Source organism: Bradyrhizobium canariense (genome assembly GCF_018130465.1).
Taxonomy (GTDB): Bacteria; Pseudomonadota; Alphaproteobacteria; order Rhizobiales; family Xanthobacteraceae; genus Bradyrhizobium; species Bradyrhizobium canariense_C.
The window spans coordinates 245316-270673 of sequence record NZ_JAFCKJ010000002.1 but is presented as its reverse complement, the minus strand read 5'-3'; the positions used below and the strand labels follow the sequence as shown (position 1 = coordinate 270673).

27 protein-coding genes are annotated in these 25358 nt (G+C 63.8%); 13 read left to right on the top strand and 14 right to left on the bottom strand.

Annotation, left to right across the window (positions count from 1 at the left end; all coding sequences use genetic code 11):
- Nucleotides 1-217: 217 nt before the first annotated feature.
- The 5 genes from JQ591_RS05575 to JQ591_RS05555 all read left to right on the top strand — a co-directional run bounded on the left by JQ591_RS05575 (nucleotide 218) and on the right by JQ591_RS05555 (nucleotide 6780).
- Entirely contained in the window at nucleotides 218-1756 is a 1539-nt protein-coding gene (locus tag JQ591_RS05575; protein ID WP_211395030.1) for a YifB family Mg chelatase-like AAA ATPase, read from the top strand.
- A 108-nt stretch (nucleotides 1757-1864) separates the two neighbouring features.
- Nucleotides 1865-2332 carry a hypothetical protein gene (locus JQ591_RS05570; RefSeq protein ID WP_211395029.1) on the top strand — a complete coding sequence of 156 codons (468 nt, stop codon included), beginning with the start codon at nucleotides 1865-1867 and terminating at the stop codon, nucleotides 2330-2332.
- A gap of 140 nt (nucleotides 2333-2472) precedes the next feature.
- On the top strand, nucleotides 2473-4698 hold the full coding sequence (locus tag JQ591_RS05565) for a PAS domain-containing hybrid sensor histidine kinase/response regulator (RefSeq protein WP_211395592.1): 2226 nt from the start codon (nucleotides 2473-2475) through the stop codon (nucleotides 4696-4698).
- Between the two features lie 123 nt (nucleotides 4699-4821).
- The gene (locus JQ591_RS05560) at nucleotides 4822-5451 is read left to right on the top strand and encodes a histidine phosphatase family protein (RefSeq protein WP_211395027.1); all 630 of its coding nucleotides are present in this window, start codon (nucleotides 4822-4824) and stop codon (nucleotides 5449-5451) included.
- 270 nt (nucleotides 5452-5721) lie between these two features.
- Nucleotides 5722-6780, top strand: a complete 1059-nt coding sequence (locus JQ591_RS05555) for an AI-2E family transporter (RefSeq protein ID WP_211395026.1) — start codon at nucleotides 5722-5724, stop codon at nucleotides 6778-6780.
- Nucleotides 6781-6913: 133 nt separating this feature from the next.
- Here the strand turns inward: JQ591_RS05555 and coaA are convergent, their stop codons facing one another.
- The 7 genes from coaA to hisB form a co-directional block, all read right to left on the bottom strand.
- Nucleotides 6914-7870 (bottom strand): type I pantothenate kinase, encoded by a 957-nt coding sequence (coaA, locus tag JQ591_RS05550; protein WP_211395025.1) that lies wholly within the window; start codon nucleotides 7868-7870, stop codon nucleotides 6914-6916.
- 21 nt (nucleotides 7871-7891) lie between these two features.
- Entirely contained in the window at nucleotides 7892-8218 is a 327-nt protein-coding gene (locus JQ591_RS05545) for a phosphoribosyl-ATP diphosphatase (RefSeq protein WP_211395591.1), read from the bottom strand.
- A 103-nt stretch (nucleotides 8219-8321) separates the two neighbouring features.
- A complete protein-coding gene (hisF, locus tag JQ591_RS05540) occupies nucleotides 8322-9098 on the bottom strand; it encodes an imidazole glycerol phosphate synthase subunit HisF (protein WP_211395024.1) in 777 nt (258 codons plus the stop codon).
- A gap of 10 nt (nucleotides 9099-9108) precedes the next feature.
- On the bottom strand, nucleotides 9109-9846 hold the full coding sequence (gene hisA, locus JQ591_RS05535) for a 1-(5-phosphoribosyl)-5-[(5-phosphoribosylamino)methylideneamino]imidazole-4-carboxamide isomerase (protein ID WP_211395590.1): 738 nt from the start codon (nucleotides 9844-9846) through the stop codon (nucleotides 9109-9111).
- Nucleotides 9843-10493, bottom strand: a complete 651-nt coding sequence (gene hisH / locus JQ591_RS05530; protein WP_211395023.1) for an imidazole glycerol phosphate synthase subunit HisH — start codon at nucleotides 10491-10493, stop codon at nucleotides 9843-9845. Before hisH ends, hisA begins: the two co-directional genes overlap by 4 nt.
- Nucleotides 10490-11020 (bottom strand): DUF2628 domain-containing protein, encoded by a 531-nt coding sequence (locus JQ591_RS05525; RefSeq protein WP_211395022.1) that lies wholly within the window; start codon nucleotides 11018-11020, stop codon nucleotides 10490-10492. The genes hisH and JQ591_RS05525 overlap by 4 nt, the downstream gene beginning before the upstream one ends.
- Nucleotides 11021-11084: 64 nt before the next feature.
- Nucleotides 11085-11678: an imidazoleglycerol-phosphate dehydratase HisB gene (gene hisB / locus JQ591_RS05520; RefSeq protein WP_007604059.1), complete on the bottom strand. Its 594-nt coding sequence runs from the start codon at nucleotides 11676-11678 to the stop codon at nucleotides 11085-11087.
- Between the two features lie 191 nt (nucleotides 11679-11869).
- Here hisB and hslV point away from each other — a divergent pair, with 191 nt between their 5' ends.
- The 5 genes from hslV to JQ591_RS05495 all read left to right on the top strand — a co-directional run bounded on the left by hslV (nucleotide 11870) and on the right by JQ591_RS05495 (nucleotide 16212).
- Nucleotides 11870-12430 (top strand): ATP-dependent protease subunit HslV, encoded by a 561-nt coding sequence (gene hslV / locus JQ591_RS05515; RefSeq protein ID WP_211395021.1) that lies wholly within the window; start codon nucleotides 11870-11872, stop codon nucleotides 12428-12430.
- Nucleotides 12431-12433: 3 nt separating this feature from the next.
- Entirely contained in the window at nucleotides 12434-12919 is a 486-nt protein-coding gene (locus JQ591_RS05510; RefSeq protein WP_211395020.1) for a GNAT family N-acetyltransferase, read from the top strand.
- Complete coding sequence (locus tag JQ591_RS05505; RefSeq protein WP_211395019.1) at nucleotides 12916-13530, top strand: DUF2585 domain-containing protein; 615 nt, start codon at nucleotides 12916-12918, stop codon at nucleotides 13528-13530. Before JQ591_RS05510 ends, JQ591_RS05505 begins: the two co-directional genes overlap by 4 nt.
- 51 nt (nucleotides 13531-13581) lie before the next feature.
- A complete protein-coding gene (gene hslU / locus JQ591_RS05500) occupies nucleotides 13582-14886 on the top strand; it encodes an ATP-dependent protease ATPase subunit HslU (protein WP_211395018.1) in 1305 nt (434 codons plus the stop codon).
- Nucleotides 14887-15087: 201 nt separating this feature from the next.
- Entirely contained in the window at nucleotides 15088-16212 is a 1125-nt protein-coding gene (locus tag JQ591_RS05495) for a hypothetical protein (RefSeq protein WP_211395017.1), read from the top strand.
- Between the two features lie 52 nt (nucleotides 16213-16264).
- On the opposite strand, the gene JQ591_RS05490 is transcribed toward JQ591_RS05495, so the two are convergent.
- From JQ591_RS05490 to JQ591_RS05480, 3 genes are read right to left on the bottom strand one after another with little or no spacing between them, the layout of a single operon-like run.
- On the bottom strand, nucleotides 16265-16855 hold the full coding sequence (locus JQ591_RS05490) for a Smr/MutS family protein (RefSeq protein ID WP_211395016.1): 591 nt from the start codon (nucleotides 16853-16855) through the stop codon (nucleotides 16265-16267).
- Entirely contained in the window at nucleotides 16852-18387 is a 1536-nt protein-coding gene (gene mltA, locus JQ591_RS05485; protein WP_211395015.1) for a murein transglycosylase A, read from the bottom strand. Before mltA ends, JQ591_RS05490 begins: the two co-directional genes overlap by 4 nt.
- Nucleotides 18365-19060: a Tim44/TimA family putative adaptor protein gene (locus JQ591_RS05480; RefSeq protein WP_211395014.1), complete on the bottom strand. Its 696-nt coding sequence runs from the start codon at nucleotides 19058-19060 to the stop codon at nucleotides 18365-18367. Before JQ591_RS05480 ends, mltA begins: the two co-directional genes overlap by 23 nt.
- A 417-nt stretch (nucleotides 19061-19477) precedes the next feature.
- Here JQ591_RS05480 and secB point away from each other — a divergent pair, with 417 nt between their 5' ends.
- Nucleotides 19478-19960 (top strand): protein-export chaperone SecB, encoded by a 483-nt coding sequence (secB, locus tag JQ591_RS05475; protein ID WP_007598595.1) that lies wholly within the window; start codon nucleotides 19478-19480, stop codon nucleotides 19958-19960.
- Here the strand turns inward: secB and dnaQ are convergent.
- The 4 genes from dnaQ to JQ591_RS05455 are packed head-to-tail and all read right to left on the bottom strand — an operon-like array spanning nucleotide 19957 to nucleotide 22804.
- Nucleotides 19957-20673, bottom strand: a complete 717-nt coding sequence (dnaQ, locus tag JQ591_RS05470) for a DNA polymerase III subunit epsilon (protein ID WP_211395013.1) — start codon at nucleotides 20671-20673, stop codon at nucleotides 19957-19959. The two genes, secB and dnaQ, sit on opposite strands and share 4 nt — an antisense overlap.
- Before the next feature lie 28 nt (nucleotides 20674-20701).
- Nucleotides 20702-21301: a dephospho-CoA kinase gene (coaE, locus tag JQ591_RS05465; protein WP_211395012.1), complete on the bottom strand. Its 600-nt coding sequence runs from the start codon at nucleotides 21299-21301 to the stop codon at nucleotides 20702-20704.
- A gap of 23 nt (nucleotides 21302-21324) precedes the next feature.
- Nucleotides 21325-21933: a Maf family nucleotide pyrophosphatase gene (locus JQ591_RS05460; RefSeq protein ID WP_211395011.1), complete on the bottom strand. Its 609-nt coding sequence runs from the start codon at nucleotides 21931-21933 to the stop codon at nucleotides 21325-21327.
- 31 nt (nucleotides 21934-21964) lie between these two features.
- A complete protein-coding gene (locus tag JQ591_RS05455) occupies nucleotides 21965-22804 on the bottom strand; it encodes a pyruvate, water dikinase regulatory protein (RefSeq protein WP_211395010.1) in 840 nt (279 codons plus the stop codon).
- 459 nt (nucleotides 22805-23263) lie between these two features.
- Between JQ591_RS05455 and hemJ the strand changes: the two genes are divergently transcribed.
- Both hemJ and rho read left to right on the top strand, forming a co-directional pair.
- Nucleotides 23264-23698: a protoporphyrinogen oxidase HemJ gene (gene hemJ, locus JQ591_RS05450; protein ID WP_211395009.1), complete on the top strand. Its 435-nt coding sequence runs from the start codon at nucleotides 23264-23266 to the stop codon at nucleotides 23696-23698.
- 247 nt (nucleotides 23699-23945) lie between these two features.
- Nucleotides 23946-25211, top strand: a complete 1266-nt coding sequence (rho, locus tag JQ591_RS05445) for a transcription termination factor Rho (protein WP_007598612.1) — start codon at nucleotides 23946-23948, stop codon at nucleotides 25209-25211.
- Nucleotides 25212-25358: the final 147 nt, after the last annotated feature.

Below are 25358 nucleotides of genomic sequence, written 5' to 3'. Positions count from 1 at the left end.
CACCCGTTAGACCACGGCCCATCCCGCAGCCCTAGGAGTAGCGGACATTCGTTGGAATGTGCTGAGGAGAGCCGCGCGCATTCGAGGCGTAGTGTCTTCATCGTGTTTACGGTCGGTTAGGGCTTGCAGGCCCCCTCACCACGTTCCCGTATTGTTCTTGCAAGAACCGGCCCGCTCTGCTACCCCTAATTGTGCAAGAGAGCAGGCTGGTTCGGGCATGGTTCAGCGGGTTTCCACCGTCGCCTTTGAGGGGATCGAGGCCCGCGCGGTCGACGTGCAGGTGCAGGTCGCGCCGGGTCTGCCGGCCTTCGCGATCGTAGGTCTCCCGGACAAGGCGGTGTCGGAGGCGCGCGAGCGGGTCCGCTCGGCGCTGATCGCCTCGGGGCTGGCGCTTCCGGCGCGGCGGATCACCGTCAATCTCGCGCCCGCCGATCTGCCCAAGGAGGGCAGCCATTATGACCTGCCGATCGCGCTCGGGCTGATGGGGGCGATCGGCGCGATCCCCCCGGATGCGCTGACCGGCTTCACCGTTCTGGGCGAGCTTGGCCTCGACGGATCGATCGCGCCGGTGGCCGGTGTTCTTCCCGCCGCGATCGGCGCCAATGTGCGCGAGGAGGGACTGATCTGTCCGGCGGCTTGCGGCTCGGAAGCGGCGTGGGCGAGCCCGGACATCCAGATCATTGCCGCAAGTTCACTCATCCAGATCGCCAACCACTTCAAGGGGACGCAGGTGCTGTCGCGGCCTGTGCCGAAGGTGCATGAAGCCGCTGCATCGCCGCTCGACCTGCGCGACATCAAGGGACAGGAGAGTGCCAAGCGGGCGCTCGAGATCGCGGCCGCCGGCGGACATCACCTGCTCATGATCGGCGCGCCCGGCGCCGGCAAATCGATGCTGGCGGCACGCCTGCCCTCGATCCTGCCACCGCTGTCGCCGGGCGAGTTGCTCGAAGTGTCGATGATCGCTTCTGTTGCAGGCGAGATCGAGGGCGGCGCGCTGACGGCGCGGCGGCCGTTCCGCTCGCCGCATCATTCCGCCAGCATGGCCGCGCTCACCGGCGGCGGCATCCGCGCAAGGCCCGGCGAAATCTCGCTCGCGCATCAGGGCGTGCTGTTCCTCGACGAGCTCCCCGAATTCGATCCGCGCGTGCTGGATTCGCTGCGCCAGCCGCTGGAGAACGGCGAGGTCTCGGTGTCCCGCGCCAATCACCGCGTCACTTATCCCGCCCGCTTCATGCTGGTCGCGGCGATGAATCCCTGCCGCTGCGGCAATGCGTTCGAGCCCGGCTATGCCTGCAAGCGCGGCCGCATCGATCGCTGCACGGGCGACTACCAGGCCCGCATCTCGGGGCCATTGATGGACCGCATCGACCTGCGCATAGAGGTTCCCGCAGTGACCGCGGCCGACCTGATCCTGCCGCCGCCAGCAGGGGGCTCGGCCGAGGTTGCAGCGCGCGTCGCGGCGGCACGCGACATCCAGCTCGCGCGTTACGCGGATATCGGCTTGCCGCAGGTCCGTACCAATGCCGAAGCGCCGGCCTCGGTGCTGGAGGAGATCGCCAAGCCGGATGCGCAAGGCCAGAAGCTGCTGCGCGACGCCGCCGAGACCATGCGGCTGTCGGCGCGCGGCTATCACCGCGTGCTGCGGGTGGCGCGCACGCTCGCCGATCTCGACGGCGCCGACAAGATCGGCCGGCTGCATCTCGCCGAGGCGCTGTCCTACCGCGCGCTCGCAGAGGATGTGCGCCAGATCGCGTGAGCGTCACGCGCATCAACCCGGCGGTAACGAGTTTCCTTTACGCTCTGCAAACCATAAGGCCCACAAGTTTCCGCCACGAGTTCCCCGGGGGCCGGCGAGTAGCGTGTCATGTTGCGTTTCAAGATCCTGGCCTCGGTTATTCCCCTGCTCGCGGCTGCGGTGTTTGCCCGCAGCGAGATCGGATCGGTCTCACATCCCTGCATCGCCCTGGGCGACACCTCGGTCGAGCTGACGTCGCTGTTCTGGACCGCCGGCGTGCATGTCGCCTTCACCGATGATCCCGCCCGCGCCACGGTGCGGGTTCAGATCACCGAGGATGCGGACGCTGCGGACTTCGCCGTCGTCGACGACGGCCTCGGTTCGGAATTGGAGTCCTGCCAGGCCAACCCTTCGACTCGCCTGATCTCGATTGCCGCACAGCCCGTCGACGGCGGTCAGGTGATCTATCTCTCCACTGAGGGGCCGGCGGATTACCGCGTCTATGTGCGCTCGAAAACCTTCTCGCAGCGCGAGGCGGCGGCGCTGATCGTCGGCGCTCGCGGCGGCCACCACCATCTCCAGTCCGCCTCGCTTTGAGCCGCCTCGCTCTGAACCGTTAACGCCTCGTCAACCCTGTTTGGAAGCGGTCGCAATACCTCAAACTGTTCGCAAGGTCGGCGGCACATCGTCGTTTACAGCGAGCACAGGGTTTTAAGAAAAGAGTCGGGTCGGTGGCGATGGGTCGGACGTTCCGGATCAAGGTGCGCATGCGCCGCTTCAGGCGACAGTACCCCAAAATCGCCTTCGCGATCCGCTCCATCATGATCTTCTCGGCGACCTTCGGCGGCGCCTATGGTTTCGTCTCCGGCAGCCGGTCCGAGACTTCCGGCTACGATCCCAATGCGTTTGCGATCGGCGCCAGCTTCCTGTTCGCGCTCGCCTGCCTCGGCCTCGCCACGCTCAGCATGCGCCTGCGCTTCGTCAACAAGCGGATGCGCGCGCTGGCCGCCCACAACGAAGCGCTGATCGACCGCAATTGGGAGCTGAAGGAAGCGGAAGAACGCGCCCGCAGCCTGTTCGAACAGCAGGGCGACTTGATCGTGCTGCGCGACACGAGCGGCCGCGTCACCTTTGCCAACGAGGCCTATTGCGCGCTCGCAGCGCAGGCGCGCGGCGCACTGGTCGGCACGCGCTTTGATTTCGACGTGCTGGAGCAGGGCGACAGCGCCCGCGAGAGCAACGGCACGCGCATTCACGACCAGAAGATCGCAACCCCGCTCGGCGCGCGCTGGATCGCCTGGCGCGAGGGCTATGTCCGCCTCGACGCCGGCCAGCCCGCCGAATTGCAGAGCGTCGGACGCGATGTCACCGACCGCACCGAGACCGAGCGTGCGCTGTCCGACGCCCGCGACCAGGCCGACGCCGCCAACCGCGCCAAATCGCGCTTCCTGGCCATGGCGTCGCACGAGATCCGCACGCCGCTCAACGGCATCATCGGCATGGGCGGGCTGCTGCTCGACACCACGCTGACGCCGGAGCAGTCGACCTACGCCAAGGCCGTGAAGACCTCCGGCGAAGCGCTGATGGCGCTGATCGAGGAGCTGCTCGACTATTCCAAGATCGAAGCCGGCAAGCTCGATCTCGAGCAGCGTCCCTTCGCGCTCTCGGCCCTGATCGAGGAGATCACCGAGTTGCTCGCGCCCCGCGCGCAGGCAAAGAAGCTCGAGATCGCCGCCTATGTCGACGAGCGCCTGCCGCTCGAAGTGGTCGGCGACGCCGCGCGGCTGCGCCAGGTGCTGCTCAACCTCGCCGGCAATGCCATCAAGTTCACTGCGAGTGGCGGCGTTGCGCTGATCGTCGAGCCCGGCATCTGGCCGAACGAGATCAGCTTTCTGGTGCGCGACACCGGCGTCGGCATCGCGCCGGAAGCGCAACAGCGCATCTTCCGCGAATTCGAGCAGGCCGACGAACGCGTCGCGCGCACCTATGGCGGCACCGGCCTGGGTCTTGCCATCAGCGAGCGCATCGTCAAGCGCATGGGCGGCCGCATCACGCTCACGAGCGAGCCGGGCAAGGGTTCGACCTTCGAGGTCGCGATTCCACTCGCGTCAAAGCACGTCGATGCGGAACAGACGACGTTCCCGAGTCCTGATCTCGCGGGCAAGTCGATCCTGCTGATCGCCGACGGTATCGAGGCCTCCCTGATCGCGCGGCGGCTGGAGCGCTGGGGTGGCCAGACCTGCATGGTAACGGACGCGGCGGTGGCGGAAGCGCTGCTGCCGGAACGCTCATGGCATTCGGTGCTGATTGATCGTGCACTTGGCGCCGCCGTCGCCGACCGCCTCGGCGAAACCGCACGCAGGCACGCGCTGCAACGCCTCGTGCTGCTGACGTCGGGCTCGCGCCACGAGAAAGTCTCGCCGGCTTTCACCGGCTTTCTGGTGAAGCCGCTACGCGCGGCCTCACTCGCCGCACGCCTCGCGCTGACCCCGGAGGTCCCCTCGCCCGATCTCGCGCCGGAGCCATCGGCCCAATCCACCGGCGCGGTACCGGCGAAAGGCCTGTCAATTCTCGTCGCCGAAGACAACGAGATCAACGCGCTGCTGATGCGCTCGCTGCTGACGAAGCTCGGCCACCGCGTCGTCATCGCCGTGCATGGCGAGGCCGCGCTGGAATCCTGGCTCGGCGCGTCATCGGCCGGAACGCCCTATGATCTCGTGCTGATGGACATCCAGATGCCGCAGCTCGACGGCATCGAAGCGACAAAACGTATCCGCGCGCATGAGGCAGCCAAAGGCGGCCACCACACGCCGATCCTCGCGCTCACCGCCAATACGCTGGTGGAAGATCGCTACGCCTGCTTTGAAGCAGGCATGAACGGGTTTCTGATCAAGCCGCTCGATCGCGAGAAGCTGGAAGAGGCGCTGGCCGGACTGGCGGCGTCGCGGCACCTGGCCGTTTGATCCAGGGCAGCTCGACGTTTCCGCGAACGGAAACTTCATATCCGTCGATATTCGATAATTGAAATCGACCCCGCTGCACGTCACCATCCTCGGGGGGTCGTTTTCAAGAAGAGGATGTCGGACATGAACTTGTTTTACCGCCTCGCTGCCATTGTCCTTCTTTCTGGATCCACCCCGGCCGCCGCGGCCGATAGCTCGGACCTGGTCGCCTCGCTCAAGCAAGGCGGCTACGTGCTGGTGTTTCGGCACACCGCCACCGACGACAGCCAAAAGGATGTCTACCCTTTCAGATTCGACGACATGAGTGCCCAGCGTCAGCTCAGTGAAAAGGGCCGGGACATGGCGCGCCAGATCGGGACGGCCATCAAGGAACTCGCGATCCCGATCGGCGACGTCTACACCAGCCGGCTGAACCGCGCGGTCGAGGCGGGAAAACTGATCTCCGGCCGCGAGGTCAGGCCGGTCGATGCGTTGACGGACAGCAGCAACGCCAGCGCATCGGGAATGGCGAACCCGACCGGTGCAAATGCAAAAGCCGGACAGGCCGTGCGTCAGCTCGTCGATGCGGTTCCGAAGCCTGGCACCAACACGTTCCTCGTTACGCACAAGACCAACATCGCCGATGCCTTCGGCAAGGACGCCGGGGACGTGCAGGAAGGCGAAGCTTTCGTCTACAAGGCCGGCAGCTCGGGTCCCGCAACCTTTGCAGGACGCATCAAGCTCGCCGACTGGAACGCGAAAGCAGACAAGTGACGGCCCGGACATCCGGCCCGGACTGCCGGGCGAGCGGCGATGGGTCCGGGATGACTTGCCGCTCCGCCTCGATCCTGTGATACCGAGGTCTTATGACCAAAGCGCCATGAGATCAGGGAAACGTCATCGCGCTTTTGGGTTATTGTTCGAGCACGGTCTCCGCGCGGACGCGTTCCGCGTTGGTCGCGCGGGACACCCGCTTAGCACTTTGCGCTGGCGCGGTCCTTCGGGTCCGGATCATGCTCTGGCAACAGAAGGGCTGGCGAACACGTGAGAACATCGGAAGACCGCTCATTCCTCATCTTGCTTGCCGCGATCTCCCTTGCGTTCGGGTGGGTGCTTTGGCCGTTCTCCGGCGCGTTGTTGTGGGCCACGCTTCTGGCGATCATCTTCGCGCCACTCTATCGACGCGCCCTGGAAAGCCTTCCGGGAAGGCGCAACCTTGCCGCATCGTTCACTGTGGTCGTCGTGATCGTCATGGTCCTCATCCCCGTGGCGGTCGTCATCGCCTCGCTCATCGACCAGGGTGGGGAGCTATATCAGCGCGCTCAGAGCGGGGAGATCAGTTTCGCTCATCCCCTGCAGCAGCTGAAATCCGCGCTGCCCGATTGGGCCGCTTCCCTGTCGGATCGCTTGGCCGGCATCGATTTTTCGGCCCTGAAGGAACGTCTGTCGAGTCTGGTCGTCCCTGCCGGCCAACAGCTGGCGGGGCACGCCATCAATATCGGTCAGTTGACGCTGGAGTTCGTCGCAAGCTTGCTCGTGATGTTGTACCTGCTGTTCTTCCTGCTCCGCGATGGTGACGAGCTCAACGCACGGATCCGCGACGCGCTCCCGCTGCGGCCGAGCCACACCACCGAGATTCTGAATGCGTTCACCCTCGCGGTTCGCGGGACGATCAAAGGGATCGTTCTCGTTGCCCTGATTCAGGGGGCGCTTGGCGGGCTGATTTTCTGGCTGCTCGGCTTGACTGCGCCGCTGCTCGCGGGCGCCCTCATGGCGCTGCTCTCGCTCCTGCCCGTGCTCGGCTCCGCCCTGGTTTGGGTTCCGGTCGCACTCTACTTGCTCGTGGCAGGCTCAGTCACGAAAGGGATCATCCTGCTCGCTTTCGGGACCTTCGTGATCGGTCTTGCGGACAATTTTCTCCGCCCGATCCTGGTCGGCCAGTCGATCCAAATGCCGAGCTATGTCGTGCTGCTCGCCACCTTGGGCGGCCTTGCGGCTTTCGGAGCGAACGGGTTCGTCATCGGCCCACTCGTCGCCGCAATGTTTCTCACGGCGTGGCACATCTTCATCAGCTCGAAAGCGCAACAGGAGGTCCGGAAATGACGGTCATGTCGGGTCACGGCCCGGCAGTCAGCCGAGCGCCGAATCCGGCCGACCCGAACGGTATGCGGCATAAGCCATAAACCGCGGCGCGGAGACACTCTGCGCGGGCGCGCTAGACCCGTGATCGCCGCGATTACAGCCGCCTGAGCGCCACGCTCGCCACCGTGTGATCGGCGCCCTTTTTCAGGATCAGCGTCGCGCGGGGGCGGGTCGGCAGGATATTGTCCTCGAGATTGGCGAGGTTGGTGCGTTCCCAGATCGCGATCGCGGTAGCGGTGGCTTCCTCGTCCGACAGCAACGCGTAGCGGTTGAAGTAGGATTTTGGATTGGTGAACGCGGTGTCGCGCAGCGACAGGAACCGCCGGATGTACCATTGTCGCAGCGCGGCTTCGTCGGCGTCGATATAGACCGAGAAATCGAAGAAGTCGGAGACCACAGGCACGGCCTTGCCGTCGCGCGGCAGCTTGCCGGTTTGCAGCACGTTGACGCCCTCGACGATCAGGATGTCGGGCTGGTCGATCTCGGCCCACTGGTTCGGCACGATGTCGTAAGTCAAATGCGAATAGACCGGCGCGCGCACATGGCGGCGGCCGGCCTTGATGTCGGAGAGAAAGCTGAGCAGCAGCGGCAGGTCGTAGCTCTCCGGAAAACCCTTCTTCTGCATGATGCCCTGCCGCTCCAGCACGGCGTTGGGATACAGAAATCCGTCGGTGGTGATCAGCTCGACCTTGGGGCGCGGCGACCAGCGCGCCAGCAGCGCCTGAAGCACGCGGGCCGTGGTGGATTTTCCGACCGCGACCGAGCCGGCGACCCCGATGACATAGGGCATCTTGCGGTCGCGGATGTTGAGGAACTGGCGCTCCGCGTAATAAAGCCGCTGCATCGCATCGACATAGATCGACAGCAGGCGCGACAGCGGCAGGTAGATGTCCTCGACTTCCTGGAAATCGAGCCGGTCATGCAGCGAGCGCAGGCGATCGAACTCGCCCGGCTCCAGGGTCATCGGCGTGTCGTCGCGCAGCCGCGCCCATTGCTCGCGCGTATAGACGCGGTACGGATTATACTGCTGCTCGGGTGCGCGAATATCCATGACGCGATCTTTCCACCTCGGCTAGGTGCCGCTTTTGCGCGACGCCTTCTCTTCCAACCCTGACATATTCGTCCGCTTGTCCAGCGCGGCTTCGACCTCTTCCAGCTTTACGCCGCGGACCTTGAGCAGCACAAGAAAATGATAGAGCAGATCGGCGCCTTCAGCGATCAGATGCGCGCGATCGTTTTCGACTGCTGCGATTACTGTTTCGACTGCTTCCTCACCGAACTTCTTGGCGCAATGTTCGGCGCCCTTGTCGAGGAGCTTGCGGGTATAGGACACCTCGCCATCCGCTGCCGCGCGGGCGTCGATGGTCTCGGCCAGATCGTGGATCGTGAAACGCGGCATACAAAATACTCGGAAAACGCGCCTTGGCCAGATTATTGGCCGGTTATCTGGCGGGATAAGCCGGTCCCCGCCGATCATGTAGCATTTTTATGGACGGGAGTCGTCAGGCATCGAGGCGCATCGCCAGCCCGCGCCGGGCCATGTGCTCCTTGGCTTCGCGGATGGTGAATTCCCCGAAGTGGAAGATCGAGGCGGCCAGCACGGCGGTGGCGTGGCCGTCGCGAATACCGTCGACGAGGTGGTCGAGATTGCCGACGCCGCCCGAAGCGATCACGGGAACGGGAATGCTGTCGGCGACCGCCCGGGTCAACGGGATGTCAAAACCCTGCCTCGTGCCGTCGCGATCCATCGAGGTGAGCAGGATTTCACCGGCGCCGAGCGAGACCACTTCCTGGGCATATTCGATGGCGTCGATGCCGGTCGAGTTGCGCCCGCCATGGGTGAAGATCTCCCAGCGCTCTCCGCCACCGGCGCGCTTGACCCGCTTGGCGTCGATCGCGACCACCACGCATTGCCCGCCGAATTTCTCGGCAGCTTCCTTGACGAACTCGCGCCGCGACACCGCGGCGCTGTTGATCGAGACCTTGTCGGCGCCCGCGCGTAACAGCGTCTTGATGTCGTTGACCTCACGCACGCCGCCGCCGACGGTGAGGGGCATGAAGCAGGCCTCCGCGGTGCGCCGGACCACGTCCAGCATGATGCCGCGGTTCTCATGGGTCGCGGTGATGTCGAGAAACGTAAGCTCGTCGGCGCCGGCGGCGTCATAGGCGATCGCCGCTTCGACGGGATCGCCGGCATCGCGCAGGTCAACGAAGTTGACGCCCTTGACGACCCTTCCGTCCTTGACGTCGAGGCAGGGGATCACGCGCACCTTGAACATGTGTCAGCTCCTAGGCGGCGCGCGCGTTGCGGATCAAAGTGAGGGCGGCTGCGGGTTCGAGGCGGCCATCGTAAAGCGCGCGACCGGCGATCGCACCAGCAAGCTTCCCGGCGCGCGGCGTCAGCATCGCCTTGACGTCCTCGATCGAGGCGAGGCCGCCGGAGGCGATCACGGGAATCGAGATGGCGTCGGCCAGCGCGATGGTCGCATCGAGATTCAAGCCCTTGAGCAGGCCGTCGCGCGCGATGTCGGTGAAGATGATGGCGGCAACGCCGGCATCCTCGAATCGCTGAGCGATCTCCAGCACCGTCACCTGCGAGGTCTCGGCCCAGCCTTCGACCGCGACCTTGCCGTCACGTGCATCGAGCCCGACTGCGACGCGGCCGGGGAATTTCCTTGCGGCAGCCTTCACCAATTCGGGGTCGCGCACCGCGGCGGTGCCGATGATGACACGGGTGATGCCCTTGTCGAGCCAGGCTTCGACAGTCGCGAGATCGCGAATGCCGCCACCGAGCTGCACAGGGATCTTGATCGTCTTCAGCATCGCCTCGACGGCCTGCGCATTGACCGGCTTGCCGGCAAACGCGCCGTCGAGATCGACGACGTGGAGATACTCAAAGCCCTGCTCGACAAAGCTCTCGGCCTGCGCGGCGGGATTGAGGTTGAACACGGTCGCGCGCGCCATGTCGCCCTGTTCGAGGCGCACGCATTGGCCGTTCTTGAGGTCGATCGCGGGAAAGAGAATCACGGTTTCCATCGCAAAAAGTTCGAGATCAGGGCCAAACCGAAGCGCTGGCTCTTCTCGGGGTGAAACTGCGTACCGATTGCGGTGTCCTTGCCGACGATCGCGGTGACAGGCCCGCCGTAGTCGGCGCGCGCGAGCACGTCCGCCTCGTTGGCGGCATTGAGGTGATAGGAGTGCACGAAATAGGCGTGCTGGCCCTTGGGGCCGAGCGGCAGCTTGTTCAGCACCGGATGCTCGCGCAGCACATCGAGCGTATTCCAGCCCATGTGCGGGATCTTCAGATTCTCGTCGCGCGGCGTGATCTTCTCGACGTCGCCGGCGATCCAGTTCAGGCCTTGCGTGATGACATGCTCCTTGCCGCGGGTGGCGAACAGCTGCATGCCGACGCAGATGCCGAACATCGGCCGCGCCTTGACCCGCACGGCCTCGGTGATCGCCTCGACCATGCCGTTGACGGCATCGAGCCCACGCCGGCAATCGGCGAAGGCGCCGACGCCCGGCAGCACCAGGCGGTCGGCGCTGTAGGCCTGGTCCGGATCGCTGGTGACGAAGACCTTTTGCGGGTTCTCCATGCTGCGCGCGGCGCGCTCGAACGCCTTGGCGGCCGAATGCAGATTGCCGGAACCGTAATCGATGATGGCGACGCTCATCTTGACCCTCCCGGTTCTGGAAACAAACCAATGATGCCACCCGCCGGCATCGGCGGCGGGTTGGAGAATTGCTGACCCGGCACGTTGCGGGTCGGCGGCGGGCCGCCGCGATCGACGGCCCATTGATCGTTGACGATGCCGCGCTGCTTTTGGCTCCAGCGCTCGAAGAAGCGGCGCTCGGCGGTGTCTTCGTCGTCGGAAATCACCACGTCGAGCTGCCGCCATTTACCGCGCGACAGCGTCCAGCGGCGCAGGCTAGAGGCCTCGAAACCCATCAGCAGCGCGACGATGATGTCGGCAAAGAAGATCGAGCTGCGTCCGACGCCGAGGCTGGACAGCCCGGCGTTGAATGCGGCAACGAAGATCACCCAGCCGATCAGCGCCAGCCACAGCCGATTCCACAGCAGCCAGAACGGGCCTAAGATCATCGCCCAGAAATGGAAGCCGTCGCGCACGAAGACGAACTTGTCGGTCGCGCGCAGATCGGCTCCGGCAGGGGAAGGAGCATGAACTGTGTAGACAGGCATGGTGATGCCCCGTTCTCAAGAATTCAGTGATACCGCAAGCGGCGCGTGCCGCCGGCCCGAGATGTCAGCCGCCGAGCGAGCCCTTGGTGGACGGGATTTCGCCCACCGCCTTCGGATCGATCGCAACGGCCGTCCGCAGCGCCCGCGCCAGACCCTTGAAGCAGGACTCGGCGATATGGTGGCTGTTATCGCCATATAGGGTCTCGACGTGGAGAGTCACGCCGGCGTTCATGGCAAAGGCCTGGAACCACTCGCGCACCAGCTCGGTATCGAACTCGCCGATCTTGTCGCGGGGGAAGTCGACCTTGAACACCAGCACCGGGCGGCCCGAAATGTCGATGACCACGCGCGACAGCGTCTCGTCCATGGGCATGTGCACGCCGGCATAGCGGGTGATGCCCGCCATGTTGCCGAGCGCCTGCTTGACCGCCTGGCCGAGCGCGATGCCGGTGTCTTCGGTGGTATGGTGATGATCAATGTGCAAATCGCCCACCGCCTTGACCGTGAGGTCGATGCGGGAATGGCGGGCGAGGAGATCGAGCATATGGTCGAAAAAGCCGATGCCGGTCGCGATATTGGACACGCCGGAGCCATCGAGGTTCACAGTGACCTCGATGTCGGTTTCCTTGGTCTTGCGCTTGATCGTCGCGGTGCGCATCAAAACTAGCTTTCATCCACGTTCGGGGCCGAAAACGCCGGTCTTTTAACAGCCAAATGACGCCTTCGCTACTGCGGGAACGGCTGCCCGGGCCTCTACTTCTGCCTATGGTGAGCGAAATTGGGCCCGGAGCGGCCCGTTGTGCCTCCGCTCCCGACCGCCTAAATCAGCCCGGACAACGAGGATCATTCATGCAGGACTCCCCAAACAGCTCGCCGGTCTGGCACGGCACCACGATTTTGACGGTCCGCAAGGGCGGCACGGTGGTGGTCGGCGGCGACGGCCAGGTCTCGATCGGCCAGACCGTGATCAAGTCCAATGCCAAAAAGGTCCGGAAACTCGGCAAGGGCGACGTCATCGGCGGCTTTGCCGGCGCCACGGCCGACGCCTTCACGCTGTTTGAGCGTCTGGAAGCCAAACTCGAGCAATATCCGGGGCAATTGACCCGGGCCGCGGTCGAGCTCGCCAAGGACTGGCGCACCGACCGCTATCTGCGGCGGCTGGAGGCCATGATGATCGTGGCCGACAAGGACGTCTCCCTGGTGCTGACAGGCACCGGCGACGTGCTGGAGCCCGAGGCCGGCGTCATGGCGATCGGCTCGGGCGGTAATTACGCGCTGTCGGCCGCCCGCGCCCTGCTCGACACCGACAAGGATGCCGAAGCCATCGTCCGCCGCTCGCTCGACATCGCCGCCGACATCTGCGTCTACACCAACCGCAATGTAACCATCGAAGCGCTGTCGGCCGGCTAGGCCATGGCCCCCGCCTATACCTTCCGCCCGATGACCGTGACCGACCTGCCGCTGATCCGGCGATGGCTCGGCGCGGCGCATGTGCGGGAATGGTGGGGCGACCCGGACGAGCAGTTCGCGCTCGTCAGCGGCGACCTCGATGAGCCGGACATGGACCAGTTCATCGTGTTGGCCGGCGGCAAGCCGTTCGGCTATCTTCAATGCTACCGCCTGACAGCCTGGAATACGGGTCTTGGGCCGCAACCGGAGGGCACCCGTGGCACCGATCAATTCATCGGCGAAAGCGACATGATCGCGCGCGGCCACGGTTCGGCATTCATCCGCCAATTCGCCAACGAGCAGTTGCGGCAAGGCCTGCCGCGCATCGTCACCGATCCCGACCCGCGCAACCTGCGCGCCGTGCGCGCCTATGAGAAGGCCGGCTTTGTCCGCGATCGCATGGTCGAGACGCCCGACGGGCCGGCACTCCTGATGGTGCGCGAGCCATGACGCTGACAACCGTGCACGGGAGCAAGGCTGCGTTTCCACCGCTCGCCTGGGTCGGCATCGCGCTGCTGCTGGCGCTGCAGGCTTCGATCCTGTTTGCGATGGGGCGGGTGCCGATCTGCACCTGCGGCTATGTCAAGCTGTGGCATGGCGTGGTGAACAGCTCGGAGAACTCGCAGCACATCGCCGACTGGTACACCTTCTCGCACATCCTGCACGGCTTCCTGTTCTACGGCTTGACCTGGCTGCTGTTCGCGCGGCTGCCGTTGCTGCGTCTTTCCTGGCCGGCACGGCTGATCATCGCGATGCTGATCGAAGGCGCCTGGGAGATCGTCGAGAACTCGCCTTTCATCATCGAACGCTATCGCGCCGGCACGATCTCGCTGGATTATTTCGGCGACAGTATCGTCAATTCGGTCTCGGACAATCTGTCCATGATGCTGGGCTTCCTCGCCGCGCGCCTGCTACCCGTATCAGTGACCGTCCTGCTCGGGCTCGCCTTCGAAATCATGCTGGCGCTCCATATTCGCGACAATCTGACGCTCAATATCCTGATGCTGATCCATCCGATCGAGGCGGTGAAACAATGGCAATCGGGTCCGCCGATCATCTGACGGCAAAAAAGCGGCTTGTCCCGCCCCGCATCTGATCCTAGCTAAGGTCCCATGACAGACTTCTCCCCCCGCGAAATCGTTTCCGAACTCGACCGTTTCATCGTCGGCCAGGCCGATGCCAAGCGCGCGGTCTCGATCGCGCTGCGCAACCGCTGGCGACGGCAACAGCTCTCCGGCTCCTTGCGCGAAGAGGTGCTGCCGAAGAACATCCTGATGATCGGCCCCACCGGCGTCGGCAAGACCGAGATCGCCCGGCGGCTCGCAAAGCTGGCCAACGCGCCGTTCCTGAAGGTGGAGGCGACGAAATTCACCGAGGTCGGCTATGTCGGCCGCGACGTCGAGCAGATCGTGCGCGATCTCGTCGAGGTCGCGATCGCCCAGGTCCGCGAACGCAAGCGGAAAGACGTGCAGGCACGCGCGCAGCTTGCCGCCGAGGAGCGCGTGCTCGACGCCCTGGTCGGTGCCAATGCCAGCGCCGCAACGCGGGACTCCTTCCGCAAGAAGCTGCGCGCCGGCGAGCTCAACGACAAGGAAATCGAGGTCGAGACGCAAGGCGGCGGCAGCGGCTTTCCGATGTTCGAGATCCCGGGCATGCCCGGCGCGCAGATGGGCGCGGTTTCGATCGGCGACATCTTCGGCAAGCTGGGCGGACGCAGCAAGACGCGGCGGCTGACGGTGGAGAGCTCGCACGAGATCCTCGTCAACGAGGAATCCGACAAGCTGCTCGACAGCGATCAGCTGACGCAGGAGGCGATCAGCGCGGTCGAGAACAACGGCATCGTGTTCCTGGACGAGATCGACAAGATCTGCGCCCGCGAAGGCCGCGCCGGCGGCGACGTCTCGCGCGAGGGCGTGCAGCGCGACCTGCTGCCCCTGATCGAGGGCACCACGGTCTCGACCAAGCACGGCGCGGTGAAGACCGACCACATCCTGTTCATTGCCTCAGGCGCCTTCCACGTCGCAAAGCCGTCCGACCTGTTGCCGGAACTGCAGGGCCGCCTGCCGATCCGCGTCGAGCTGCAGGCGCTGACCCGCGACGACATGCGCCGCATCCTGACCGAGCCCGAGGCCTCGCTGATCAAGCAATATGTCGCGCTGATGCAGACCGAGGGCGTCACGCTCGACATCACCGACAACGCCATCGACGCGCTGGCGGACGTCGCGGTGGCCGTGAATTCCACCGTCGAGAACATCGGCGCGCGGCGGCTGCAGACCGTGATGGAGCGGGTGCTGGACGAGATCTCCTTCACCGCCCCCGACCGCAGCGGCGAGACCATCAGGGTCGACGCCGATTTCGTGCAGAAGCACGTCGGCGACCTCGCCAAGAACGCGGATCTGAGCCGGTTCATTTTGTAATTCCGGGCGGCCGCGCTATCAACTGGCTGTCGTCCCGGCGAAAGCCGGGACCCATAACCACCAATGATTATTGTTGGATAAAGATAGCGGCTCCAGCCTTGGCTCAAAGCAAACAGTCGTGGGTATGGGTCCCGGCCCCCCGTGCGCAATTGCGCACCAGGCCGGGGACGACAGCGGAGGTTTGTGCGGGCAGGGTGCCACATGCACGCTAACTTCCTGCAAAACCCCTGGCGTCTCCTGTTCGCGATCAACGCGGCAGTCATCGTCGGCGTCTTCGTTCACAAGATCCAGCTGCCGCCTTACGTCCCCTACATCCACCTCCTCGTCGACTACCATTTCGGCTTCATCAAGCGCGCGCTGATCGGGGCGATCGTCGCGCTGTTCACCGACAAGGTTCCGGTGTGGCTGGTGTTCGCGCTCGGCGGCGCGACATGGCTGGTGACGCTGGGACTGTACGCAAGACTATTCCAGAAGACGTTCGGCTTCACCGCGAAGACATTGCCGACGTTCGTCTTCATCGCGGGCTCGCCGTTCTTCCTCAAGAACTTCATGCACACGCTCGGCCATTTCGACATCTATGGCTGCGCGCTGGCGATCATCCTCCTGCTGGCGCCGGCCGGCTCGCTGCTGTTCGTGGCGCTAGCTGCGCTGTTCTCGATCGTTCTCGTCCTGATCCACCACATCCATCTCCTGATGTATGTGCCGACCATCATCACCATCGTCGTGATCAGGCACTATCTGACCTACGGCTGCGATCGCACCAATGTCGCGTTCGGCATCATTGCCCTGCTTGCCGTCTCCGCGCTGTTCTTCGCCGCGCAGTTTCTGGGAACGATGCCGATCCCGGAGGCGGATTTCGTGGCGTATCTGAAAACCCGGATGGCCGATCCGTCGCGGACCGACCTGCTGCAATTCGCATACATCTGGTACCAGCCGCTGGCGCAGGAGGTTTCCGACACTTGGGGCCGCCTGCCGCACAACATCTTCGGCGTGCCCGTGTTCGCGCTGCTGATCTGGCTGCACACACCGCTGTGGCGCTATTTTGCGAACCTGATCGCCGCGCTCGCAAGCGACACGCACCGCCGGCTCGTGATCGCGGCGCTCGCCGGCGTCAGCCTCGCCTGTCTCGTGATGTTCGCGATGGTGTTCGACTATTCGCGCTGGATCTCGAACTGGGCAGTCTGCATGTTCCTGATCCTGCACGCGGTGAAGATGCTGCCCGCCGCACGCGAGACGCCGCTGATTCCGGCGGAAGATCAGAAGACAAATATCTTCGGCCTGGTCCTCACGCTGGTCCCACGCGTCGGAATCGTGCGGCCGTTTTAGCCAAGCATGATCTGGTCGGAAAACCGGTGCCCACTTTTCCGGATCATGCTCTCTAAAATCTCGCCCGGCGAACCCGCACGTAAAGCGCGCCCTCGCCGCCATGGCCGATACCGGCCTCTTCAAACCCCACGACGACGGCGCGGAATTCCGGCAGGCTCAGCCATTCCGGCACCAGGCGGCGGAGCACGCCGCTTTCGCCGCCGCTGCGGCCCTTGCCGGTGATGACGAGCACGAAGGTCAGGCCGTCATGGTGAGCGCGGTGCAGGAATCCGGTCAGCGCGCGATGGGCGCGCATCTGGGTCATGCCATGCAGATCGAGCCGTGCCTCGATCTCGCTTCGCCCGCGCGACAGTTTTGTGCGCTCACGCTTCCCAAGCGGCGCCAGCGGTGGAATGGCCGGTTTTGCGATGCGCGGCGCCGGGACGGCAGCGATCGGACGCGGCGATGGCGCGGGCCGCGCGGCAGGCGCGGCGGGTGAAGGCTCCGTGCGTGACGCAGCTTGCGATTTCGCCGCGCGATACTTCCTCAGCGGCTTGACCTGTTTTGCGACCGTGTCCCACAGCGCGCGTTCTTCCTCGCTCAGCGCGCGACGGCGCGGCGAGGGACGAGGCTCCAGCACGGGCGGACGGGACGATCGCTTCATTGCTGCCGATGGGGACGATTTTTCACCGGCCGCCGCGGCTCGCGAACGGGCTCTATCACGGGACGCGGCGCCGGCAGCGGGACCGGGTTGGCAACGGCGACCGTCTCACCTTTGCCTTGTGTCGCGGCTGCGGCCGGAGCCGCCGGTTTGTCCTTCGCAGGCTCCGTTTGCGGAAACAGCTTTGCGATCTTCTCCGAGGGCCGCGGATCCGGCACCGGGAGCCGCGAGCCGCGCGCCGTGGGATCGAGGTCCTTCGGCACCAGCATCACGAAATGCATGGCATGGCGCAGCCGCCCGGAGACCCGGCCGGCCTCCTGGCCCGCGCCGAAATAGAGATCGGCCCGCGCAGGACCGATGATGGCCGAGCCTGTGTCCTGCGCGATCATCAACCGATGGAACGGCGTCTTCGCGCGTTCGGAATCGATCGGCAGTTCGCCCTCGATGAAGAACGGGGTGCCGTAGACGTGAAGCGATTTGTCGACCGCGATCGAGCGGCCGGCCGTCAGCGGAATACCTTGCGCGCCGACCGCCTCGTCCTTGTCGGACAGATTGACCTCGCGGAAAAAGATGTAGGAGCGGTTCTGGCGCCGCAGCTCCCTGGCGCCATCCGGGGTCTGCGCCATCCACTCCCTGATCTTCTGCATCGACATCTCTTCCTTCGGAATGATGCCGCGCTCGATCAGGATGCGACCGACCGCCGTATAGGGATAGCCGTTATAGGCGTCGTAATTGAGCCGAACCGTGCCGCCGTCGTCGAACTTGATCCGCGCCGAGCCCTGAATCTGGGCGAACAGCAGATCGGTTGGGTCCTTCAACCAGGCAATCTCGAGTCCGCGGCCGGCGATCTTGCCGTCCTCGATCTCGCCGCGGTCGTAATAGGGCACGAGCTTGCGGCGGCCGATCTTGCGATAGACCGGGCCCTTGTTGGGCAGGCTGACCGAATCCTGCTTGTAGCCGCGCACGAACAAGTTCGAGGGACGGCGATAGACCGGGACGTTGTAGACGTCGGTCTGCGTGCGCGATCCCTCCAGCACCGGCTCGTAATAGCCGGTGACGAAACCGTCGGGCTCGCCGAGGCGCGAGATTCGCAGCGGCGCAAAATTCTCCTCGAAGTAGGTTTTGGCCCTGGCGTCGTCGGTAAGCTCGAGCGATTTGGCGACCCGGCAGGGTTCGCCCAGCGAGGCGCCCAAAGCCTTCGGTTCGGCAGCGCCGGTCTGCGCGCTGATCGGACGGCAGCTCGCGCGAAACGTCTTGTAGGCGGCGAGATGATCGTCGTCGCTCCAGCCCTTTACATCGGCCCAGGCCAGCGGCAGATATTGCGCGCCGGGAATTTCGAACGGCAGGGGAAGCTGCGGATACGGCAAGGCGCGCGGCGGCGCGGCAGGCAATTCCGGGAGATGACGGTGATGGCTGCGATAGTGGCGCCGCGCCGCCTCGGCTCCGAGTGAAAACGACGAAAGCACGACGACACCGGCGCAAAGCGCCGTCGCGCTGGCCTTCAGGAAAGCCTTAATTCGCGCTTCCGGTGCCAACCAGCTTCCAGTTCGGATCGCGAGAGGTGATGTCGCGGGCGAAAGTCCAGATGTCGGTGATGTCGGCGACCGTATCGGCGCTGCCGTCGACGATGTTGCCGGCCTTGTCTCGGGTCGCCGAGATCATCTGCGAGACGAAGCGGATCGTGAGCTGGGCGGTACGGTCGCGCAGCTCGGCGCCGACGAGCTCGGCCTTGTCGATCGAGACAAAGCGCGTCTCGGTCTTCTGCTCGTTCTTCTCGCGCTCCTTGATTGCGGCATCGAAGCTTTCATAGACCTCCGACGACAACAGGTCTTTCAGCGAACGGCGGTCGCCATTGGCAAAGGCCAGCACGATCATCTCATAGGCGCCGCGGGCGCCGGAGATGAAATGGCGCGGATCGAAGGCGGAATCCTTCTCGACGATGGCGTCGAGACCCTGGGCGAGCACGGTGCCCGGCTCGGTCAGGCCCTTCCAGCGGTCGGAGGGCGGGGTCGGCTCGGCCGTCGGCGCCAAGGGGGCCTGGTCGATGACCTTGCCTGGCATGGTGACGACGTTCTTGTCCTGGGCACCCTGGAGCGCGTTGCGGTCGAACGGCGGCCGCTCGTTACCCGTGCGCTGCCCCAGCACGCTGCGCAGCCTCAGAAAGATGAAGACCGCCAGCGCCAGGAAGATGATGGTGTAGATGTCCACGTCGTATTCGCTTTCTGGTCTTCTGTAGAAAGAGGCCGTCTCGAAGGGGTCATGCCGGGAAAATCGATCCGGCCAGTAGACCGTTCCATACGGGAACGGCAAGTCTACATCACCATTTTGGGTCCGCGCGTCAGGTCCGTGGGATGTAGGCACGAAATCTTGCCGGGCCAATGGCGCCTTTTGGCACAGCATCGACTGTAGCGCGTTTTATGCTTAAGGGGAAACCCGATCCTGCCCGGAAATCGCGCATCTTCAATCGTTTAAGGCGCAGTTTCGCTGGATCGGCGGGGTCAACGTCACAGTTGTGGGCGTGGCCTGAATTCCCCATCCGGGACCGTTCGTCCTTGTGGAACGAGGCGGCCCTATGTTAGCCAACCGCCGCGAAATTCAGCCCCAATCGGGTAAGGAGACATTCTTATGACCAACGGTAACGGCACCCCTCCCGAGGCGGCCCAGGCTCCCCAGCTCAACGTCCTGGCGCAATATACCAAGGACCTCTCGTTCGAAAATCCGAATGCGCCCAGCTCGCTCCAGCAGCAGAGCCAGCCGCCCCAGATCAACATCCAGATCAATGTCAGCGCCAACAACCTGAGTGAACAGGAGTTCGAGGTAACGCTGTCGGTCGAGGGCAAGGCCGAGACCGCCGGCAAGATCATGTTCTCGTTCGAGCTCGCTTATGCCGGCGTGTTCCGTATCTCCAACGTGCCGAAGGACAATTTGCATCCGCTGGTCATGATCGAATGCCCGCGCCTGCTGTTCCCGTTCGCCCGTGAGATCATCGCGACTGCCGTGCGCGACGGCGGGTTCCCGCCCCTGATGCTGGATCCGGTCGACTTCGTCGGTCTCTATCGTCAGAACATGGAGCGGCAAATGGCCGCTCAGCCGAGCGGCCAGGCCTAACCAGCCGAAGGGGCAGCTGGAGCGGGCAGGAACTCGTTCCAGATCGCCTTGTCGCCGAGCGTTGCGATGAAGGTCCGGTGGGCCTCGCGCTCGGCGCCTGAAATCCGCGGCGCGAGTGGCACTGGCCGCTGCCGCCGCGGCGCATCGGAAGCCCCATTGGCGCGAGTCTCCTCGGTTTCCGAAGCCAGCAGCAGTTGCGATTGCCGCGCCCCGACCAGATCCACATAGACTTCCGCAAGCAACTCGGCGTCGAGCAACGCGCCGTGCTTGGTGCGGCGTGAATTGTCGATCGCATAGCGCGAGCAGAGATCATCGAGCCGGTTCGACACGCCGGGATGCTTGCGCCGTGCCAGCAGCAGCGTATCGACCAGCCGCTCACGCGGGATCGCCGTGCGCTTGATCCGGTCGAGCTCGGCATTGATGAAGCTGATGTCGAACGAGGCGTTGTGGATCACCAGCGGAGCGTCGCCGATGAATTCCAGAAACTCGTCGACGACCTCGTGAAACAGCTGCTTCGTCGCCAGAAACTCAGCCGACAGCCCGTGCACCGCAAAGGCTTCCGCCGGCATGTCCCTTTCGGGATTGATGTAGACGTGGAAACTCTGCCCCGTCGGCATGCGATTGAGCATCTCGACGCAGCCGATTTCGACCAGGCGGTCTCCCCGCAGCGGGTCGAGGCCGGTGGTTTCCGTGTCGAGAACGATTTCGCGCATGATCTAGCAAGCCGTGTAAGGCGGCGAATCAGGCTCGCCGCTGCGGCATCTTAACGACCTCGGCGAGGATGTGCGCGATTTGGGCGCGCACCGGATCGAGCCCGTGTGACGTATCCACCACGAAATCGGCGCGCTTGCGCTTTTCCGCGTCGGGTGTCTGCTTGGCGATGATGGCGTCGAGCTTGGCCTCGTCCATCGTACCGCGCGCCAGCACCCGCTCGCGCTGCAGTTCCGGAGACGTCGTCACCACGACCACGGCATCGACCCGCGTCTCGCCACCCGTCTCGAACAGCAGCGGAATGTCCAGCACCACGACCGGCGCGTTGGCCGCTTCGGCGTCGGCGAAGAATTTTTTCCGGGAAACGCCGAGCATCGGGTGGACGATCTGCTCGAGCTGCTTGATGGCGGCAGCATCGTGCACCACACGCGCCGACAGCTTTGGCCGATCGACCTTGCCGTTCGCGGTGGTGCCGGGGAAGGCGGCCTCGATTGCGGGCGCAGCCTCGCCCTCATAGAGCTGATGGACGGCCGCATCGGCATCGTAGACGGGCACGCCGGCCTCCGCGAATAATTTCGCGGTGGTGGATTTGCCCATCCCGATCGAGCCGGTCAGTCCCAGGATCCGCATCAGCGCCCAGCCATATCTGCCATTCACACCGCAATTAGCTGTTCGCGCCGCAGGAATGCAAGCAGCGGCAGCAACGGCAGGCCGAGAATGGTGAAGTGGTCGCCCTCGATACGCTCGAACAAGTGGATACCCAGGCTTTCGAGCTGATAGCCACCGACGCTGGTGGTGACGGCATCGCCGGCGGTGTCGAGATAGGCCGAAAGCTCGGCGTCGGTCATCTGCCGCATGGAGAGGCGGGCGACCGAAACGTCCTCGAAGATGATCTCACCATCGCGTGCTATCGTCACGGCGGAATTCAGCTCATGGCTATGGCCGGAGAGATCGCGCAGCTGTGCCAACGCCTGGAGGCGCCCCGCAGGCTTGTTGAAGAGGCGATCGCCAAGCGCCAGCGTTTGATCCGCACCGATGACGTAGCTTCCGGCGTAATGGGCCGAGACTGCCTTGGCCTTTTCGCGCGCCAGCAGCAGGGCGATCTCGCGCGGACTCGAAAGGCCGGAGGCGGCTTGGATACCGCGCTCGTCGATATCAGCCGTGATCGCCTTGAACTCGAGCCCGGCATTGGCCAACAGCATCTTTCGCGCACTGCTCTGCGAGGCCAGGATCAACGAAGATTTTCCGAGCCACAGACCCATCGCAAAATTATTCCTAAAACTATTCCCGAGACTATTCAGAAGGCCGGTTACGCTGGCGATCGCTGTAGAGTTTCATGATCGCCGCGGCGGTTTCCTCGATCGAGCGCCGCGTGACGTCGAGCAGCGGCCAATCGTGCTTGGCGCTGAGCTTGCGGGCAAATGCGACCTCCTCGGCGACTGACTGCCTGTCGATATAGGTGTCGCTGCCGGAATCGGCGCCCATGGAGAGCAGGCGGTTCTGGCGCACCTGGATCAAGCGTTCCGGCGTCGCATGCAAGCTCACCACCAGCGGTCGCGTCAACGTCTCCAACTGCGAGGGAACCGGAATGCCCGGAACCAGCGGCACGTTGGCGGTGCGGATGCCGCGATTGGCGAGATAAATCGACGTCGGTGTCTTGGAGGTGCGGGAGACACCGACGAGCACAACGTCCGCGTCGTTGAGCCCCTCGACATGCTGGCCGTCATCATGAATCATCGTGTAGTTCAACGCGTCGATGCGCTTGAAGTATTCGGCATTGAGCACGTGCTGGGCGCCGACTCGGCCGGTCGTGGCAGCTCCGAGATACGCCTCGAACAATTGCATCACCGGGCCGATGATCGACAGGCTGGGAACATTGATCCCTTTGCACTTGTCCTCGAGCCTGGAGACCAGGTCCTTTTCGAGCAGCGTGAACAGCACGATTCCCGGCGCTTCCTCGATCTCGTCGAGCACGCGATCGAGCTGCTTCTGGCTGCGCACCAGCGGGTAGACGTGCTCGACCGGGGTGACGTTGGCGTACTGGGCGGCAACGGCACGCGCGACCGTGATCAGCGTCTCGCCGGTGGAGTCGGAGACGAGGTGCAGATGGAAATAATTGTTCGAGGTCGGCACAAAAGCCCTTTGTATGAAGGCGGTGTGGTTTGTGGATTACTGTGAAGCTTAACCCCTCGGAAAGGGATGTGCGACACCGGGGGCGGGACAACTGCCAATTTTCTTCACACCACTGCGCGTGAGAACAAGTTCGATGCCCTGTCGAAAGGGAAGCGGGATTGTGTCGATAACCCTCTTGATAAGCTGCCGACAGAAACGCGCAAGCCTTTGAAGCTGGCCGACTTATCGAAAGCGGCCAGTGCGATCAGGTATATGTTGATGGATGTGAACAAGCGCGTGGGAACGGGCGGACAGAATTGTGTGAGTCCAATTCACCGTCACATAGACTCAAACCTTAAGAATCTAAGATTCTTATTTGAGAAGGGCGCTACGGACGGATATGTGTGCAGGTAAGACCTTAACGAGTTCTTACTATCCCCAGCATTCCCCCTCGGCTGGGCAGCAATCCGGACGCAGGACATGTTCGAAGACGTCTATCTCTGGATCAAGGCGCTGCATGTGATCGCCGTCATCTCCTGGATGGCGGGCATGCTCTACCTGCCACGGCTGTTCGTTTATCACTGCGAGGCCGAGATCGGCTCGAAGCAGTCGGAAACGTTCAAGATCATGGAACGGCGCCTGCTCAAGGCGATCATCAACCCCGCCATGATCGTCACCTGGCTCGCCGGGCTCTATCTCGCCTGGGCCGGCCATTGGTTCACCTTCGGCTGGTTGCACGTAAAATTGGCACTGGTCCTGGCGATGTCAGCGGTCCACGGCTTTTTTTCGCGCTGGTTGAAGGATTTCGCCGCGGACCGGCGCCCCCGGAGCCAGAAATTCTATCGGATTATCAATGAGGTACCGACTGCCTTGATGATCTTGATCGTCATCATGGTGATCGTGAAGCCGTTCTAGGCAAGGATCGCGAATGATCGCTCAGCGCTTCTGCTTGCGGAGTGTGAGGCGATTTTCTATATTGGTGACATCCCACCCAACGCAGGCGGATGTGGTTGTGTCTGAGCTTTCCAGAGGCCGGACACCCCATCAGGTTTGAAGCCTCACCGGCGCTCTCCTTGCCAGACCTGCGGACCTTGCCTTCTCGCGTCCGCATTTCAGAGCCTCCTCGCACCCCCTCCCCAGGTTACCCCACAGGACCACCCCAATGCGGGAAATCAAACTCCAGGACCTCAAGTCGAAGACGCCGGCCGAGCTCGTCTCGTTCGCGGAAGAGAACGGGGTCGAGAATGCCAGCACCATGCGCAAGCAGGAGCTGCTGTTCGCCATCCTCAAGCAGCTTGCGCTCGCCGAGACCGACATCGTCGGCGAGGGCGTCGTCGAGGTGCTCTCCGACGGCTTCGGCTTTCTCCGCTCACCCGATGCGAATTATCTGCCGGGCCCGGACGACATTTACGTTTCGCCCTCGCAGATCCGGCGTTTTGGCCTGCGCACCGGCGACACCATCGAAGGCCACATCCGCAGCCCGAAAGAGGGCGAGCGTTACTTTGCGCTGCTGAAGGTCAACACGCTCAATTTCGAGGATCCGGAAAAGGCCAAGCACAAGGTCAATTTCGACAACCTCACGCCGCTGTTTCCGAATCAGCGCTTCCGCATGGAAATCGACGACCCGACGCGGAAAGACCTGTCTGCAAGGGTGATCGACATCGTCGCGCCGATCGGTAAGGGCCAGCGCGCGCTGATCGTCGCGCCGCCGCGCACGGGTAAAACCGTGCTGATGCAGAATATCGCGCACTCGATCGCGCATAATCATCCCGAGTGCTATCTGATCGTGCTCTTGATCGACGAACGTCCGGAAGAAGTCACGGACATGCAGCGCTCGGTGAAGGGCGAGGTGGTCTCCTCGACCTTCGACGAGCCGGCGGTGCGCCACGTTCAGGTCGCCGAGATGGTGATCGAGAAGGCCAAGCGTCTGGTCGAGCATGGCCGCGACGTCGTGATCCTGCTGGACTCCATCACCCGCCTCGGCCGCGCCTACAACACCGTGGTGCCGTCATCGGGCAAGGTGCTGACCGGCGGTGTCGACGCCAACGCGCTGCAGCGGCCGAAGCGCTTCTTCGGCGCTGCCCGCAACATCGAAGAGGGCGGCTCGCTGACGATCATCGCGACCGCGCTGGTTGATACCGGCAGCCGCATGGACGAAGTCATCTTCGAAGAGTTCAAGGGCACCGGTAACTCCGAACTGATCCTCGACCGCAAGGTTTCGGACAAGCGGACCTTCCCGGCGATCGACATTTCGCGTTCCGGCACGCGCAAGGAGGAGCTGATCACGGATCCGGTGGTCCTGAAGAAGATGTACGTGCTTCGCCGCATCCTGAACCCGATGGGTACGATGGACGGAATCGACTTCCTGCTCGACAAGCTGCGCTCGACCAAGAGCAATTCCGAGTTCTTCGACTCGATGAACACCTGATCCAGGGTGCAGCATGGGATGAGAGGGGCGCCTTCGGGCGCCCTTTTTTGTGCGGCCTTGTTGCAGCATAGCTGCAGCATGGTGAGGCGTTTGTCGATTGGACCGGATTTTTCGTAAGCTATTGATATAACTAAGAAATATATTGAC